General features: G+C 67.0%; 11 protein-coding genes. 7 read left to right on the top strand and 4 right to left on the bottom strand.

Annotated elements, in window-relative coordinates; genetic code table 11:
• Positions 1 to 201 precede the first annotated feature (201 nt).
• Complete coding sequence (locus BRO63_RS25990) at positions 202 to 1,017, bottom strand: winged helix-turn-helix domain-containing protein (protein ID WP_088142559.1); 816 nt, start codon at positions 1,015 to 1,017, stop codon at positions 202 to 204.
• Between the two features lie 656 nt (positions 1,018 to 1,673).
• Here BRO63_RS25990 and BRO63_RS25995 point away from each other — a divergent pair.
• Positions 1,674 to 2,069, top strand: a complete 396-nt coding sequence (locus BRO63_RS25995) for a helix-turn-helix domain-containing protein (protein ID WP_088142560.1) — start codon at positions 1,674 to 1,676, stop codon at positions 2,067 to 2,069.
• Here the strand turns inward: BRO63_RS25995 and BRO63_RS26000 are convergent.
• Complete coding sequence (locus tag BRO63_RS26000) at positions 2,050 to 3,198, bottom strand: acyltransferase family protein (protein ID WP_088142561.1); 1,149 nt, start codon at positions 3,196 to 3,198, stop codon at positions 2,050 to 2,052. The two genes, BRO63_RS25995 and BRO63_RS26000, sit on opposite strands and share 20 nt — an antisense overlap.
• Before the next feature lie 307 nt (positions 3,199 to 3,505).
• On the opposite strand from BRO63_RS26000, the gene BRO63_RS26005 reads away from it, so the two are divergent.
• From BRO63_RS26005 to BRO63_RS26015, 3 genes are all read left to right on the top strand, one after another.
• Positions 3,506 to 4,036: an META domain-containing protein gene (locus BRO63_RS26005; protein ID WP_088142562.1), complete on the top strand. Its 531-nt coding sequence runs from the start codon at positions 3,506 to 3,508 to the stop codon at positions 4,034 to 4,036.
• 130 nt (positions 4,037 to 4,166) lie between these two features.
• Positions 4,167 to 4,964: an META and DUF4377 domain-containing protein gene (locus tag BRO63_RS26010; protein WP_088142563.1), complete on the top strand. Its 798-nt coding sequence runs from the start codon at positions 4,167 to 4,169 to the stop codon at positions 4,962 to 4,964.
• Positions 4,965 to 5,049: 85 nt separating this feature from the next.
• Entirely contained in the window at positions 5,050 to 5,787 is a 738-nt protein-coding gene (locus tag BRO63_RS26015) for a sulfurtransferase (RefSeq protein ID WP_088142564.1), read from the top strand.
• Between the two features lie 74 nt (positions 5,788 to 5,861).
• On the opposite strand, the gene metG is transcribed toward BRO63_RS26015, so the two are convergent.
• A complete protein-coding gene (gene metG, locus BRO63_RS26020; RefSeq protein WP_088142565.1) occupies positions 5,862 to 7,928 on the bottom strand; it encodes a methionine--tRNA ligase in 2,067 nt (688 codons plus the stop codon).
• Between the two features lie 266 nt (positions 7,929 to 8,194).
• On the bottom strand, positions 8,195 to 8,470 hold the full coding sequence (locus tag BRO63_RS26025; protein ID WP_006226181.1) for a hypothetical protein: 276 nt from the start codon (positions 8,468 to 8,470) through the stop codon (positions 8,195 to 8,197).
• Between the two features lie 101 nt (positions 8,471 to 8,571).
• Between BRO63_RS26025 and apbC the strand changes: the two genes are divergently transcribed.
• From apbC to BRO63_RS26040, 3 genes are read left to right on the top strand one after another with little or no spacing between them, the layout of a single operon-like run.
• Positions 8,572 to 9,660 carry an iron-sulfur cluster carrier protein ApbC gene (apbC, locus tag BRO63_RS26030; protein ID WP_088142566.1) on the top strand — a complete coding sequence of 363 codons (1,089 nt, stop codon included), beginning with the start codon at positions 8,572 to 8,574 and terminating at the stop codon, positions 9,658 to 9,660.
• A 3-nt stretch (positions 9,661 to 9,663) separates the two neighbouring features.
• Positions 9,664 to 11,556, top strand: a complete 1,893-nt coding sequence (locus tag BRO63_RS26035; protein ID WP_088142567.1) for an autotransporter assembly complex protein TamA — start codon at positions 9,664 to 9,666, stop codon at positions 11,554 to 11,556.
• Positions 11,553 to 15,263, top strand: a complete 3,711-nt coding sequence (locus BRO63_RS26040; RefSeq protein WP_088142568.1) for a translocation/assembly module TamB domain-containing protein — start codon at positions 11,553 to 11,555, stop codon at positions 15,261 to 15,263. The genes BRO63_RS26035 and BRO63_RS26040 overlap by 4 nt, the downstream gene beginning before the upstream one ends.
• Positions 15,264 to 15,301: the final 38 nt, after the last annotated feature.

Below are 15,301 nucleotides of genomic sequence, written 5' to 3' on the forward strand. Positions count from 1 at the left end.
CAGGGACTAGAGACCCGGCCCAGGTTCACGGTCTGACCGTACGTGAGCAGTATGAGGCACGAATGTTGGAATCGCGTGATCCAGGTAGTAGGCATCAGTGCCGGCTGATGACTCCAGGTTCACGTGTTGTTTTAGCGCGGCGTCTTAACCTTTCGGGGCAGCGCCGCGTTTTTTTCGTCCCGGCCCGTTGCGGGCCAGGCTTCAAGTCGACGCGTTCGCGTCAGCCGTTTCGCGGCGCCAGTCGTCCTGGGCCTCCAGCCGGCTTTCTTCTCCCGCCACCCGAAAATCCAGGTCCAGCGCGATGTCCGCTGCGAACATGTAGCCCCAGCCGTGCACGGCGCGGATCGGCAGCGTCATCTGGTTGGCGCTCGCCTTGCGGCGCAAGCGGCTGATCATGACGTCGACGAAGCGGCGCCGTGTGATGCCGCTGTCGCCATCGTCCGCGCCGTCGGCGTAGAAGGCGTCGCGGCTGACCTTGCGGTCGGGGGCGTTCACCAGCCGCGACAGGAAATCGCGTTCTCCGGTGGTCAGCCCCAGGGTCCGTCCCGTAGGGCTAATCAGGGTCCAGCCCTTGTTGGCCAGGCGCCAGGTCTCGTGCATGGGGTCATCCGCCGCATGTCCGTCGGACGCCGCGTCCGCGCCGTCCAGGCCGACCGCGCGGCGTACCAGCGCTTGCAGGGCCGCCGCCAGTTCCAGGCCGGATACGTCCGGCGGCAGGCATGCGTCCGCGCCGCAGAGCAGCGTGCGGATGCGGCTTTCAGCGTCGGCGAAGGTGGCGATGGCGACGATGCCCAGGCCGCGGTCGACCGCGCGCAGCCGGACCGCGGCATTGTGGATGTCGGGCAGCGGCGCCTTCAACACCACCAGCGGGCTGGGGCGGCGCGAGTATCTGTCGTAGACGTCAGCCAGGTCGTGGCAGCGGCGGACGTTGAAACCCAGGTGCGAAAGGGCTTCGACGAGTCCGGCATGCCTGGCGTCGTCGTGGCCCAGAAATATGACATCCAGCGTGTTGTTCATTGATGCTTCCAATGAGGAGACAGGGCGTGGCTGCTGTGCCTGATGTCCAGGTGTGGCGCTGCGTGTCATACCCGTCTCCATGTGCTGCGCGCCGAGGCGCGGGAGCGCCGGGCGGTGTTGTTCGGATGGGCGCGAGGCCGGGGGGCTTGCCCCTGGTTTCGTGCTTTTGCCGATGGCCGCCCATGCTTCGATGCTGCTTGGAAGTCACGCCCGTGTTTCATTTAAACACGGGCGTGTTTTTTTGTGAAGATACGTTTCTGTAGTTTCTGACAGTAACAGAAAGCGGGGCTCCGGCGCTATGGAAACGCTTGAAATAGTGTTTGTTTCGAGATTCCCGGCGTTGCCGCATTATGTATCGCCGATACATTATTTTCGATTTTGAATACTCCAAACGCCATACACTTGCGCAGGATTTTTCTTCCTGCGCGGCGTGCCCGCATGCAAACGGCAAGCGTGGCGCAGCGTTGCCGGGGCGGCAGCGCAAGCGCATGATAGATATGGATTTTTTGATGGGCCGTCGGCGCTGCGCCAGACGCTGTGCGAGGGCGCAAACGGCCGGCTGACGCGATTTACGGATTAGCCCCGCAATTGGGGCGTAATCCGTTTATTTGGCGGCAGTATTGAGATGCTTAAATCAAATAAATAAATTCTTATTAATGTCTCGGGTTGATCGATTGGACACGTTTAGCCATCGTCTGCGCAACGCAAGAATGCTACAGGGATGGACTCAAAAGGACTTGGCGGTCGCGAGCAAACTGTCGCAAAGCGCTATCGGCAACTACGAGAGCGGGCAGCGCCGGCAGCCTTCGAGCGACGCCCTCATCAAGCTGACCCGCGCGCTGTGCGTCAGCCCCATGTGGCTGAGCGCCGGCGAAGGGCCGATGCTGAATCCGGATCCCGGCATGACCCAGGCGGCCGGGGAGCGCGATGCGCTCCCCGCCGCCTGGCCGTTCGAAACCATCTCCTATGCCACCTATGCGCGCTTGAGTTCCCAGGAAAAGCGGCAGATCGAACAGGTGCTGGCCGCCTACATCAAGGCACGCGGCGAATAGACCCGAGGGGCTGCGCGGGCGCGTTGGCGGGACGCCTGCGGGCGCCGGCCGCGGGTGCCGGTTCGCCGTCGTCGGTGCGCAGGCGGCTGCGCAGGCGTTCGATGGGATCCGCGATCACGCTGTTGAGCAGGGCCGAGAATGCAATGGTGCTGGTGATCACCAGGGCCGAGAACAGCAAGGGCTGATCCAGGTGCGCTTCTTCAAGCAGCCACTTGAAGAACATGATCACCAACGAATGGCAGATGTAGATCGGGTAGCTCAACTCGCCTATGGCCTTGTCCAACCTGTGGCGCGACTGGAACAGAAAGGCCAGCGGCAGCAGCGCCGCGAACAGCAGCACGGCCAGGCCGTCGCGCACGTTGTGGTTGATGGCGATTGAGAAATGCAGCACACAATAGACCGCCAGCACGGCCGTGCCGATTTCGGGCAGGCGCTTGATCCGCTGCGTCCATGCCTTGTAGCGCGGCAACAGCACTTGGTGCGACAGCGAACCGAGCAGGAACAGCGCTAGTTCCGTCGGGAAGAAGCGGTAGGTCCAGGGATCGCTCAAGCCTATGCCGGTGGCGATCAGCACGCCGCGCAGTGCCAGCGATGCGGCCAGCAATGCCAGCAGCCGCCGCGGCGAATGCAGCACGAAGGGCGCCACCAGGTAGAAGCTCATCTCCACGCCCAGCGTCCAGGCCTGCGGCACCAGCAGGCCTTCGTAGAGCGGCACTTCGCTATGCGCGAAGCTGCCGGTGAACTTCAGCGCGGAATGCTCTATGCCGAAGAACATCAACCAGTCCTGGCCCATGATGAAAATGTTGGAGAGCACCAGGAACAGTTCGGCGCTGAAGGGCAGGGCATCGTAGATGCGGAAGAATGCGCCGCCGCTCATCACGTGCGCCGCCAAGGTCAGCGCCGCAACCACCAGGTAGATCGGGAACAGGCGCAGGAAGCGGTTTGCATAGAACTTGCCCACCGCGCCTTGATAATGGTCCGTGGCGGTAAGCACATAGGAAATCAGGAAGCCTGAAATGACGTAGAACAGCTGCACCGCGAGGCGGCCGCCCACCAAATTGTCGGTGGCGCCCGCGCCCAGATGGTCCAGCACCACTGACAATGCCAATAAGGTTCTCAAAAAGCCCATCGCTGTGTCTCCCCCGGATTGATCTTATTCTTGGCTCCCGTGAGGAGCCGGACACCTGCGCCTGCGGTTGTTGCGATCGGCTTGCGGACCTTGCGTGCCGGCCTGGCCCGGATGGCGATCTGTACTGATTCTGCGCGTCGGCGTGCGCCGCCGCCATGGGGCGTTCGATGCAGCAAGGCCATGCTATTGGAGCGTGATGGCGGATTTTCCGTGCTGCTTTTGGATACCGCTTATGGGCTTAGGACATGCGTGCACGGCCGCAAGGCCGGTTACAGTCGGGGTATGTGAAATTGATGGAGTCCCGTACATGCCCAAGCTCTTGTCCACGCCCTGCCGCCTGATCGCTCCGGCCCTGCTGGCCGCGGCCCTGGCGGGTTGCGCCGGGTCCACCGGCGGCGCGCGTCCGCAAGGCGCCGCCGCGGCCAACGCCGCCAGCAGCGCGGATTCGCTGGCCCAGACCAGTTGGGAACTGGTGCGCTGGACGCAGGCCGGCGGCGCGTTGCGCGATATCCCCCATGGCGACAACGGCGAACCCGTGCGCCTGACGTTCCTGGCGCAAGGCAAGCAGTACCGCGTCAATGGCTTTTCCGGCTGCAACCGCTACATGGGCACCTACAAGCTCGAAGGCGGCAAGCTCTACATCGACGCGCCGGCCGCCACGCGCATGGCCTGCCCCGCGCCGGAACGCGCCCGCCTTGAAGCGGACTATCTGCGCGGCCTGGCGTCCATCGATACCTTCACGCTGGACAACGGCGGCGCGCCCCGGCACCTGACCTTCAACCTGCGCGGCGGCGACGTGCTGGAATTCGCACGCCGCCAGGATCCGCCCACGCCCTGAGGCGGCCCGCGGGGCGCGCATCAAAGAGTGTCAAGCCGCGCAAGGCGGCGCCGGGCCGGGCCTACAATGGCGTGCTCCGGCCCGCCGCCTTGCGCAGGCGCGGCATTCCTCGTTTTTCCGGGAGACTCTCATGCCCTTTTCCGCGTCCCTGCGTTGGCTGGCGCCTTGCCTGTTGTCCATCGGACTGGCCGCCTGCTCTGCGCCGCCCAAGCGCGCCGCGGATGGACAGGATCCCCGCTTCCAGCCGGCATCGGCTTCCGACATGCTGGCGCAGACCAGCTGGGATCTGGCGCGCTGGACCTTGCCCGGCGGCGGCCTGCGGCAGATTCCGCATCCGTCCTCCGGTTCGCGTCCGCTGACGGCCAGCTTCGTCCATGACCAAGGCTCGCCGCGCATCTCCGGTTTTGCCGGCTGCAATCAGTACAACGGTTCCTATACCGTCGCCAACGGCCTGCTGATCGTGCAGGGGCGCCCGGTGTCGACCAGAATGGCCTGCGCGCCGCAGAACATGACGCTGGAGCAGGATTTCCTGGCGGCGCTGACCAGCATCACCGCCACGTCGGTGGACAACGCCAACAATCCGCAGCGCATGACCTGGGTGCTCAGCTCGGGCGACAGGCTGGACTTCGGACGCCGCGCCGACCCCATCGCCGGCGGCCAGCAGGGACCCACCAAGCTGGTCTACGTGAATTCCGAGCGCGTGCCTTGCACCGCCGGTGCGGGCCGCGCCATGTGCTACCAGGTGCGCGACAGCGCGGGGCAGCCCTGGCAGCTCTGGTATGGCGAAATCACCGGCTTCAATTTCCAGCCCGGCGTACGCTACCGCTTGCGCGTGGTCGAGGTCCGCAACCCGAATCCGCCGGTCGACGCCTCGACGCTGAGCTGGGTGCTGGACGCGGTGGTCGAGCAGGAAATCGTCAATCGTTGAGCGGGATCAAGCGGGGAGGCGGGCGGGGAAAACCGCCCAGCGATTACTATTACGCCTTTCGCCGCCCGCTTTTTTCCGCTTTTCCATGACTTCCGTCGTCAATATCGCCGCTTACAAATTCGTTTCGCTGGATGCCCTGCCGGCGTTGCGCGCCCGCCTGCTGGAAGAGGCCGGCCTGGCCGCGCTCAAGGGCACCATCCTGTTGGCCGAAGAAGGCATCAACCTGTTCCTGGCGGGGACGGCGCAGGGCATCGACGCTTTCTTGCGCACGCTGCGCGCCGATCCGCGTTTCGCCGACCTGGAAGTGAAGTTCAGCCATAGCGCGACGGTGCCGTTCCGCAAGCTGCTGGTGAAGATCAAGCGCGAGATCATCCGCATGGATCATCCGGCGATCCGCCCGGAGGCGGGTCGCGCGCCCGGCGTGGACGCGCGCACCTTGGCGCGCTGGCTGGAAGCCGGCGTGGACGACGCCGGCCGGCCAGTGGTCATGCTGGACACGCGCAACGCCTTCGAAGTCGACGAGGGCACCTTCAGGAACGCCATCGACTGGCGCATCGAGCGCTTCACGCAGTTTCCCGCGGCGGTGCAGGCGCATCGGGCAGAACTTGAAGGCAAGACCGTGGTCAGCTTCTGCACCGGCGGCATCCGCTGCGAGAAGGCCGCCATCTACATGAACGAAGTTGGCCTGCAGAACGTCTATCAACTCGACGGCGGCATCCTCAAGTATTTCGAGGAAACCGGCGGACCGGGCTATGACGGCAAGTGCTTCGTCTTCGACGAGCGCATTTCGCTGGATCCGGCACTGGCGCCCAGCAAGGCCTAATGCTCCGCGCTCGGTAACAAAAAGCCCGCCGATTTGAACTGGCGGGCTTTTTGCATTCAGCGGGCGTCGCGCAATCAGCGCACGCGCATGCCGGGCTTGGCGCCGGGGAACGGTTCCAGCACGTAGATGCCGGCGTCCACGGACTCATCCGCATGGCTGGCTGCCAGCACCATGCCTTCGGACACGCCGAACTTCATCTTGCGCGGCGCCAGGTTGGCCACCAGTACCGTCAGCTTGCCGATCAGGTCTTCCGGCTTGTAGGCCGACTTGATGCCGGAAAACACGTTGCGGTGGCGGCCTTCGCCGGCGTCCAGGGTCAGGCGCAGCAGCTTGGTCGAACCTTCCACGTGTTCGCAGTTGACGATCTGCGCGATGCGCAGGTCGACGCGCGCGAAGTCGTCGATGGAGATGGTCTCGGCGATGGGCTCGCCGCCAGGCACCACCACGGGGGCGGCGGGCGGCTCGAACAGGTCTTCCAGCATTTGCGGTTCGACGCGCTGCATCAGGTGCTTGAACGGCGCCACGCGCTGCGGCAGTACGGCGGCATCGGCCCAGGTGTAGGGCGCCTGCGCGCCGAACAGTTCCAGGGCCACGCGCTCGGCCAGTTCGGGCAGCACCGGGGCCAGCATCACGGACAGGGCCTTGAAGCCCGCCAGCGAGCGCGAGCAGATGTCCTGCAGGGCGGCCTTCTGCGCGTCATCGGCGGTGGCGATGCCCTTGGCCAGCACCCAGGGCTGGGCCGTGTCGAACGCCTGGTTGATGCGATCGGCGTAGGCCATGATTTCGCGGATGGCGCGGTTGTACTCGCGGGCCTCGAACGCGGCGCGGATGGACTCCGCCTGTTCGGCGTACTCCGCGGCCAGCGCCGAGGTGTCGCCCGAATAGCCGAGGACTCCATCGAAATGCTTGGTGATGAAGCTGGCGGCGCGGCTGGCGATGTTGACGTACTTGCCGATCAGGTCGCTGTTGACGCGGGCGATGAAGTCCTCGGGGTTGAAGTCCATGTCTTCGACCCGGGCGTTCAGCTTGGCGGCGATGTAGTAGCGCATCCATTCGGCGTTCATGCCGAGTTCCAGGTAGCGCAGCGGCGAAATGCCCGTGCCGCGGCTCTTGGACATCTTTTCGCCGCTGACAGTGATGAAGCCGTGCACGTTCACGGCGTCAGGCGTCTTGCGGCCAGCGAACTTCAGCATCGCGGGCCAGAACAGCGCGTGGAAATACACGATGTCCTTGCCGATGAAGTGGACCTGTTCGGTGGGGCCGGCCGGGTCGAGCAGCTTGTCGAAGTCCAGGCCCTTGACCGCGCAATACGACTTCAGCGAGGCCAGGTAGCCCACGGGGGCGTCCAGCCAGACGTAGAAGTACTTGCCCGGCGCGTCCGGGATCTCGATGCCGAAGTAGGGGGCGTCGCGGGAAATGTCCCAGTCGCCCAGCTTGGCCTCGCCATCGTCCGACCCCAGCCACTCGCGCGTCTTGGCCAGCATTTCAGGTTGCAGGTGCTTGCCGCCGGCGGCGTTGGAGCCGGTGGTCCATTGCTGCAGGAATTCCACGCAGCGCGGATCGGACAGCTTGAAGAAGAAGTGGTCCGAGGACTTCAGCACCGGCGTGGCGCCGGTCAGGGCCGAATAGGGATTGATCAGCTCGGTGGGCGCGTAGACCGCGCCGCAGACCTCGCAGGAATCGCCGTACTGGTCCTTGGCGTGGCATTTGGGGCATTCGCCCTTGATGTAGCGGTCGGCCAGGAACATGCCCTTGACCGGATCGTAGAACTGCTCGATGGAGCGGGTTTCGATCAGGTCCTGGGCCTTGAGCGCGCGGTAGATGTCTTGCGACAGGGCGACGTTCTCGGCCGAATCGGTCGAATGCCAGTGGTCGAAGCGGATGTGAAAGCCGTTCAGGTACTGCGGGCGTTCGGCCGCGTAGCGGGCCACCAGGGCCTGCGGCGTGATGCCTTCCTTTTCCGCCTTCAGCATGATGGGCGCGCCGTGCGCGTCGTCCGCACCCACGAAGTGCACCGTGTGGCCCGCCATTCGCATCGAACGAACCCAGATATCGGCCTGGATGTACTCCATGATGTGGCCGATGTGGAACGATCCGTTGGCGTAGGGCAGCGCAGTGGTGACAAAAAGGGTGCGAGACATGGTTGTCTTGGTAGGTTGAGGGAAAAAAGGAGTAGGCCGGCCATTTTAGGGCAACGGCGGGGACTTGCCCGGCGGCGGCCTGGATATGGCTCAACCCGCCCTTCGCGGCAAACGAATCAGGCGGGTTGCGAAAGAATGGGGAAACCGGCGCGGATGCCGGGGGGGCGGCCGTCCGGGGGCAGGCCGTCCGGCAATTCAGCGCGTGGGCGCATGAACCCACGGCCCGCTTGCGCCGCGGGCGGCGCAAGCATGCTGGAAAGCCGCCGTCAGCGGATTTCGCGGGCTTCGACGTCGATCACGTCGCCGCGCGGCTGCGTGGCGAAGGGGGCGGTGGCGGACTGGAACGGTCCCGGACGGGCGCCCTGGCGCTGGCTCCAATAGGCGCGCACGCCGAAAGGTTTGCCGCGCACCTTGGCGACCACGTACAGGATCGCCACGGCGATCGCCGTGGAAAGCATGAACACCAGCGCCATCGCCATGCCGATCAAGGCCAGGGCGGCGAATAGGACGGCACGAAAGAAGCGGATAAGTGTGTTGGTCATGAAGATGGGATGCAAAACGCAGGGAAAGGTTCCCGGGTATCCGCTATCCTTTAGGGGATGGCGGGCCGCAGAAGCCGCGCTGCCTACGGAACCATAGTGACATGAGTATAACGATAGAACAAATTCGCGCCGCGCTGCGCGCCGCGCAGGACCCGAATACCGGTATGGATTTGGGTGTTTCTGTAAAAGATCGTGACATCAAGCTGGAAGGCGGACGCGTTTCGCTGGCGTTGGAGCTGGGTTATCCGGCCGAGGCCGCGCGCGCGCAGGTGCGCGAGATCGCCGTGGCGGCGCTGGCTGCGGCCGGCGTGGCCGACGCCCAGGTCGAGGTGACCTGGAAGGTCGCCGCCCATGCGGTGCAGAAAGGCCTGAAACCTTTGCCTAATGTGCGCAACATTATTGCGGTTGCCTCCGGCAAGGGCGGCGTGGGCAAGAGCACCACGGCCGTGAACCTGGCCCTGGCCCTGGCGGCCGAAGGGGCCAAGGTGGGCGTGCTGGATGCCGACATCTACGGCCCCAGCGTGCCAACCATGCTGGGCATCTCGGGCCGTCCCGAAAGCCTGGACAACAAGAGCATGGAGCCGCTCACGGGCCATGGCCTGCAGGCCAACTCCATCGGTTTCCTGATCGACGCCGACTCGCCCGCCATCTGGCGCGGCCCGATGGTGACGCAGGCGCTGGAGCAGCTGCTGCGCCAGACCAACTGGCGCGACCTCGACTACCTGATCGTCGACATGCCGCCGGGCACGGGCGACGTGGCCCTGACCCTGGCGCAGAAGGTGCCGGTCGTGGGCGCGGTCATCGTCACCACGCCGCAAGACGTGGCGCTGCTGGACGCGCGCAAGGGTTTGCGCATGTTCCAGAAGGTCGACGTGCCGATCCTGGGCGTGGTCGAGAACATGGCCATCCACATCTGCTCGCAATGCGGGCATGCCGAGCACATCTTCGGCGAAGGTGGCGGCCAGCGCATGGCCGAGCAATACCACACGCCCTGGCTGGGCAGCCTGCCGCTGACCCTGGCGATCCGCGAGCAGACCGACGCCGGCTCGCCGACCGTGGTGTCCGACCCGGGCAGCGAGGCCGCGTCCCTTTACCGCGGCATCGCCCGCAAGCTGGCGGCTGGCGTGGCAGCGCTACCCCGCGACATGGCCGGGAAATTCCCGTCCATCGTCGTGCAGCAACCGACCTGACGCATGCGGTGGGCAGCCCGCGCCTTCTTGGCAGGACTTGTAGTGATGACGGGCGAGGCATTGGCCAAGCGCCCGGAAATCATCGTGGACCCCGGCGGCGTGCCGCCGGCGGCCCTGCAGGCGATCACCGAGGCCGTCGACGCGATCGCGCGGCTGGCTGAGGACCAGGACGGCGGTGAAATCAACCGCCTGCGCCGCCGTGCGCGCGATGCGACACTGGCGGCCCTGGCCACCCAAGGCTATTTCTCGCCCACGGTGAAGCTCGAGGCCGGCACCGATATCGGTGGAGAAACCTGGGACATCAGCATCGTTTCCGGCAAGCGCACCACCGTCACGTCCGTGGACCTCAATTTCACTGGCCGCATTACCCGGCCCGAGTTCGCCTCGCGGGTGCAGAAGCTGCGCGACGACTGGCAGTTGAAGGCGGGCCAGCCCTTCATCAACAGCGACTGGAACAAGGCCAAGTCGACCCTGCTGGATGAAGTCTCCTCGCGCGATTTCATGCTGGCGCGCATGACCGCGTCGCAGGCCGAGATCGAGGCAGATACGGCGTCGGCCGCCTTGCGCGTCACGATAGACAGCGGCCCCCAGGTGCGCATGGGCGAACTGACCACCGAGGGCCTGAAGCGGGTGCCCGAGAAGCTGGTCGAGCGCTATGTGCGCTATTCCCCCGGCGCCGCCTACGACCAGAACAAGCTGGATACCTGGCAGCAGGATCTGCAATCCACCGCGTTCTTCCGCGGCGCGTTCGTGTCGCTGGAGCAGCCGGGCAAGGCGCAGCAGACTCCCGCGCCCAATGCCGATCGCGCGCGCGCGCCGGGTTCGACCGACCTGGCCGCCTCCACGCCCGCAGGCGATCCCTCCGTGTCCGGCGCCATGCCGCCGCCACCGCCCGTCTACGACTCGAACGGCGAGGTGACCTTGCCGGTGCAGGTGCGGGTGGTGGAAGCGCCGCCCAAGCGGTTCACCGGGTCGATCGGCCTGGACGACGAGGCCGGGGTGCGCGTGGAGTCGCTGTACCGGCAGAACGTGGTATTTGGCCAGCCGCTCACCCTGGAGACGGGCTTCAGCGTCGACCGTCTGCAGCAGCGCGCCTACGCCGACTTCCTGTTGCCGCCGAACCAGCGCGGCTACAAGGATTCCTTCGGCGTCCTGTATGACCACTCCGACATCCAGGGGCTGGACGTGACGCGTTACGCGCTGGGCGCGACGCGCCTGCAAGAGCGCAAGGGCGCCGGCGACAGCCGGGTCGAATACGAAACCCGCTGGGGCCTGCTGCTGGCAGAGGACCACGTGAAGATCGACGGCGGCGACCAGTACAAGCTGCCGACCCTGACCGCGACGGCCGAATGGCTGCGCCGCGACGTGGACAACAAGTACGACCCGCGCGAGGGCAACCTGATCGCGGTCGGCGGCGGCGTGGGCGTGACGCTCGATACCGGCGAACCCTATACCCGCGCCCGGCTGCGGGCCCAGAAATGGTGGCCCATCGGCAAGCTGGACGTGCTGACCGTGCGCGGCGAAGTCGGCCGGGTGTGGTCCAACAGCAAGGTGCGGGTGCCGGACGACTTTGGCTTTCGCACGGGCGGCGCGCGTTCGATCCGGGGCTACAAGTACCAAAGCATCGGCGTGCAGCAAGACGATGCCGTGGTAGGCGCGCCCACGCTGCTGGTCGGCAGCATCGAGTACGACCACTATTTCAATGAACGCTGGGGCATGGGCGTGTTCGTGGACGCCGGCGACGCCGCGGAATCGTTCGGCGACATGTCGATGGCGGTGGGCTACGGCGTAGGCGCCCGCGTGCGCACGCCGGCCGGGCCCCTGTTCCTGGACGTGGCCTACGGCCAGCGCGACCGTGACCTGCGCCTGCACTTTTCCTTGGGGATTGCGTTTTGAAGGCCTTGCGCAAATTCCTGCGCCATGTACTGGTGTGGTGGTTGCCGGGCCTGGCGATGCTGGCCGTGCTGGCGGGCGGCTTCCTGTTCTGGCTGGTCGGTTCGCAGAACGGCACGCGGCTGCTGCTGACCACGGCCGCCCAGCAACTGGATGGCCAGGCGCTGGACGTGAACGGTTCGCTGTTGCGCGGCGTGTCCGTGGGCAAGCTGGACCTGGACGTGGGCGGCACCCGCGTCGACATCACGGACCTGCATCTGGACGTGAACTGGCGCGCCTTGGGCGACCGCCTGCTGCACGTGCGCGACGTATCGGCGGGCTCGGTGTACATCGGCCTGGTTTCGTCGCCCGAGACTGCGCCGGCGGAAGATGACGGCGAGCCGTTCTCGCTGCCTGAACTGCCGGTGGACATTGCCGTGGACCGCGTGGCGCTCGGCGACTTCCAGCTGGAACAGGACGGCGCACCCTTGCCCGTGACGCTGGGCAATCTCGACGCCACCTTCGCCGCGGGCAAGCAGGGCGCGCAATTGCGCATCGCCAGCCTGCGCGTGGGCCACGAGGTCGGTCAGGCGGACGTCTCCGGCCAGGCCGAGCTGCAGGTCATGGCCGACCCCTGGCCATTCGCGGCGCGGCTGGACGTGACTGCGCGCGGAACCGGCCCCGATTCGCCGCTGTGCGAGGCCGACAAGCTGAGCGGGGTGTACGACCGTCCCGCGGGCGCGGCTAGAAAACCCGAGCCCAAGCATGGCGCCAAGCCCGATGCCAAGGCCGATCCCAAGCGCGACGCCAAGGCTGCGGATGCGGCGCCCGCCATGCCGCCCGAGCCGCCGCGCCCGGCCTGCCAGGTAGTGCTGCGCGCCGACGCCGCCGGTTCGCTGGATGGTATCCAGGCCAAGCTGGACGGCGAGGGCTCGGGCCTGCTGCTGGACCTGACCGCCGACTTGGCGCCACGTACCGCGCTGGTGCTGCGCAGCGCCCGGGCGCAGGCGCAATTGCCCGACAAATCTACCCTGGCCGCGCAGCTCGACCTGCAATCCGATACCGCGCAGGGCGCGGGCCGCGAACGCATCGCGGGCACGATCAGCGCCCAGCGCCTGGATCTGTCGCCCTGGCTGGGCAAGGACATACCGCCCGCCTTGCTGACGGTGCGCGGCGACGTGCAAGCCGATATCGAGAACCTGAGCCAGCTGCGCCATGCCGCGGTGGACCTGCGCTTCGAGGAGGGCACGCGCTGGAACAAGCAGCCCCTGACGGGCGCGCTCAAGGCCCAGGTGGATATCGCGGCGCCGGCGAATACCCCGGCCGATACGCCAGCCTCCGCCGCCGTGCCGACCGAGGCCGCCGCGCCCGACGCCGATCCCCTCGCCGGGCTGCGCATCCACGGCCTGGACGTGGACCTGAAACTGGGCCGCAACCGGATCCAGGCCAAGGGCGAGCTGGACGCCAGGGACGGCGCGCTATCGCTGGACGCCCAGGCGCCCCAGCTGGACGCGTTCTGGCCCGGCATCCCCGGCGGGGCGGAATTGAAGGGCAAGCTGGCGGGCACGCTGGCCGCGCACCGCGGCGAGCTGGCGGCCGGCTACACGCCGCCCAAGCCGCGTCCGGGCGTGCTGGGCGAGGCGCCCGCCAAGGCCAACATCGTCTTTGCCGGCTCCTGGGGCAAGGGGCCGGCCGGCACGCCCGACGCCGCCCTGCCGGGATGGCGCGGCACGTTTTCGCGGCTGACGGCAGAGACCGCCGGCTTCACCGTGGCCGTGGACCGGCCGGTCACGCTGGCTTTCGTGCCGTCCGCCGTGGAGCCGCAATGGCAGTGGCAGGTGGGTCAGACGGCGCTGAGCCTGACCCTGCCCGGCAAGGAGCGCGTGGTCCTGGCGCACCGGGGTTCGCGGGGCGGCGGCAAGCGCTGGGAAACCGCTGGCCAGGCCGACAATCTGGTGATCACGGCCGCGATGGCGCGCCAGGTGGTCGGCGCGCTCGATCCCGAGGCCGCGGCCAAGCTGGGCAAGCGGCCCAGCCGCGTGAACGCGATGGTGCCGGAAGGCCAGCGCCGCATCTCGCTGGACGTGCTGTGGGACCTGAAGTTCGATGGCCGGCTGGGCGGCAAGGCGCGCATTGCGCGCCGCGAGGGCGACCTGCTGATACCGGGCGATCCTCCCATCCCGCTGGGCCTGAGGGCGCTGGTGCTGGACCTGACCGCCACGCCGACCTCCGCCAATGCCAGCCGCCTGGACGCCAAGGTCAATCTGGCCACCGACAAGATGGGGGTCGTCAACGGCACCGGCACCGCCGTGCTGGTGGTGGATGCCAAGGGCGGCATGGCCTTGGATCCGCGCCAGCCGCTGCGCGCCAAGCTGGACGCCGACATCGCCGATCTGGCCTGGGTCAGCTTGTTCGTGGGCGACTCGATGGAGGTGGGCGGCTCGGTCAAGGCCAATCTGGAAGCCCAGGGCACCCTGGCGGGCAAATGGTCGGCCAGCGGCAACATCCGTGGCGACAAGCTGCGCGTGGTGCGCATCGACGACGGCGTGCGGCTGATCGACGGCACCCTGTCCGCGCGCCTGGACGGCGACCGGGTGGTGCTGGAGAGCCTGCGCTTCCCGGCTTCGCTGCGCGTGATGCCGGCCGAGTGGCGCACCAAGGAATGGATTACCACCAATCCCGAGGCCAAGGGCGGTTACGCCGAGGCCAAGGGGCAATGGAATTTCATCGACGGCGGCGGCGACATCCGGCTGACCCTGTACCGTTTCCCGGCGCTGCAGCGCTCGGACCGCTACGCCATGGTGTCCGGCGTCATCGACCTGAAGGCGGCCATGCCGCGCATCGACATCGTGGGCGACCTGAAGGCGGACGCGGGCTGGTTCAGCCTGGAAATCCTGCAGGGCGTGCCGTCGCTGGACGATGACGTCAAGGTGCGCCGCCCGGGCGACGACCCCGGAACGGTCTCCACGCCGCTGCAGACCAGCATGAACCTGAAGTTCGACATGGGGCCGCGCTTCTACATCACCGGCATGGGGCTGGACGCCGGTCTGCTGGGGTCCATCCAGATTCTGCTGCAGGACGGCCGCCTGACCGGCGTGGGCGCGCTGCGCACCCGCGGCGGGGGCATCGAGGCCTACGGCCAGAAGCTGCGCCTGAGCCGCGGCACGCTGACCTTCCAGGGCCGCCTGGACAATCCGCTGCTGGACATCGAGGCGTTGCGCACGGGCGAACAGGTCGAGGCCGGCGTCAAGGTGGTCGGCACCGCGCAGCGGCCGCGCATCGACCTGGTGTCCTACCCGGATGTCAGCGACGTGGAAAAGCTCTCCTGGCTGCTGCTGGGCCGCGGCCCCGACGAAAGCGGCGGCGACGCCGCCCTGCTGATGTCGGTGGGCACGGCGCTGCTGGGCGGCGGGCAGCCGTTCTACAAGCAGTTCGGCCTGGACGACGTCAGCATCAAGACCGGCAACATCGGCAGCTCGGGCAGCATCCTGCCGGACCGCACCGTGGCCGGCGACGTCAACCGGGACAGCGACAGCCAGCTGGCGACGCAATTCCTGGTGGCCAGCAAGACCTTCGCCAACGGCATCACCCTGAGCGTCGAGCAGGCGCTCTCGGGCACCGATACCGTGGGCCGTGCCAGCTACCGCCTGGCGCGCGGCCTGTCGGTGGACCTGAAGGGCGGGGCGGTCAACGGCATCGCGCTGGTCTACCGGACTTTCTGGGGGAACTGAGGCGAGCGGGCGGGGCGGCGTCGGCCCGCCCGGCCCCT

The organism is Achromobacter xylosoxidans, from assembly GCF_002192695.1.
GTDB classification, from domain to species: domain Bacteria; phylum Pseudomonadota; class Gammaproteobacteria; order Burkholderiales; family Burkholderiaceae_B; genus Achromobacter; species Achromobacter xylosoxidans_C.

What these genes read in the sequence shown, in the direction of transcription:
- BRO63_RS26025 (WP_006226181.1), bottom strand. Translation starts at nt 8,470, where the DNA reads ATGACCAACACACTTATCCGCTTCTTTCGTGCCGTCCTATTCGCCGCC.
- metG (WP_088142565.1), bottom strand. Translation starts at nt 7,928, where the DNA reads ATGTCTCGCACCCTTTTTGTCACCACTGCGCTGCCCTACGCCAACGGA.
- BRO63_RS25995 (WP_088142560.1), top strand. Translation starts at nt 1,674, where the DNA reads ATGTCTCGGGTTGATCGATTGGACACGTTTAGCCATCGTCTGCGCAAC.
- BRO63_RS26015 (WP_088142564.1), top strand. Translation starts at nt 5,050, where the DNA reads ATGACTTCCGTCGTCAATATCGCCGCTTACAAATTCGTTTCGCTGGAT.
- BRO63_RS26005 (WP_088142562.1), top strand. Translation starts at nt 3,506, where the DNA reads ATGCCCAAGCTCTTGTCCACGCCCTGCCGCCTGATCGCTCCGGCCCTG.
- BRO63_RS25990 (WP_088142559.1), bottom strand. Translation starts at nt 1,017, where the DNA reads ATGAACAACACGCTGGATGTCATATTTCTGGGCCACGACGACGCCAGG.
- BRO63_RS26000 (WP_088142561.1), bottom strand. Translation starts at nt 3,198, where the DNA reads ATGGGCTTTTTGAGAACCTTATTGGCATTGTCAGTGGTGCTGGACCAT.
- BRO63_RS26035 (WP_088142567.1), top strand. Translation starts at nt 9,664, where the DNA reads ATGCGGTGGGCAGCCCGCGCCTTCTTGGCAGGACTTGTAGTGATGACG.
- BRO63_RS26010 (WP_088142563.1), top strand. Translation starts at nt 4,167, where the DNA reads ATGCCCTTTTCCGCGTCCCTGCGTTGGCTGGCGCCTTGCCTGTTGTCC.
- apbC (WP_088142566.1), top strand. Translation starts at nt 8,572, where the DNA reads ATGAGTATAACGATAGAACAAATTCGCGCCGCGCTGCGCGCCGCGCAG.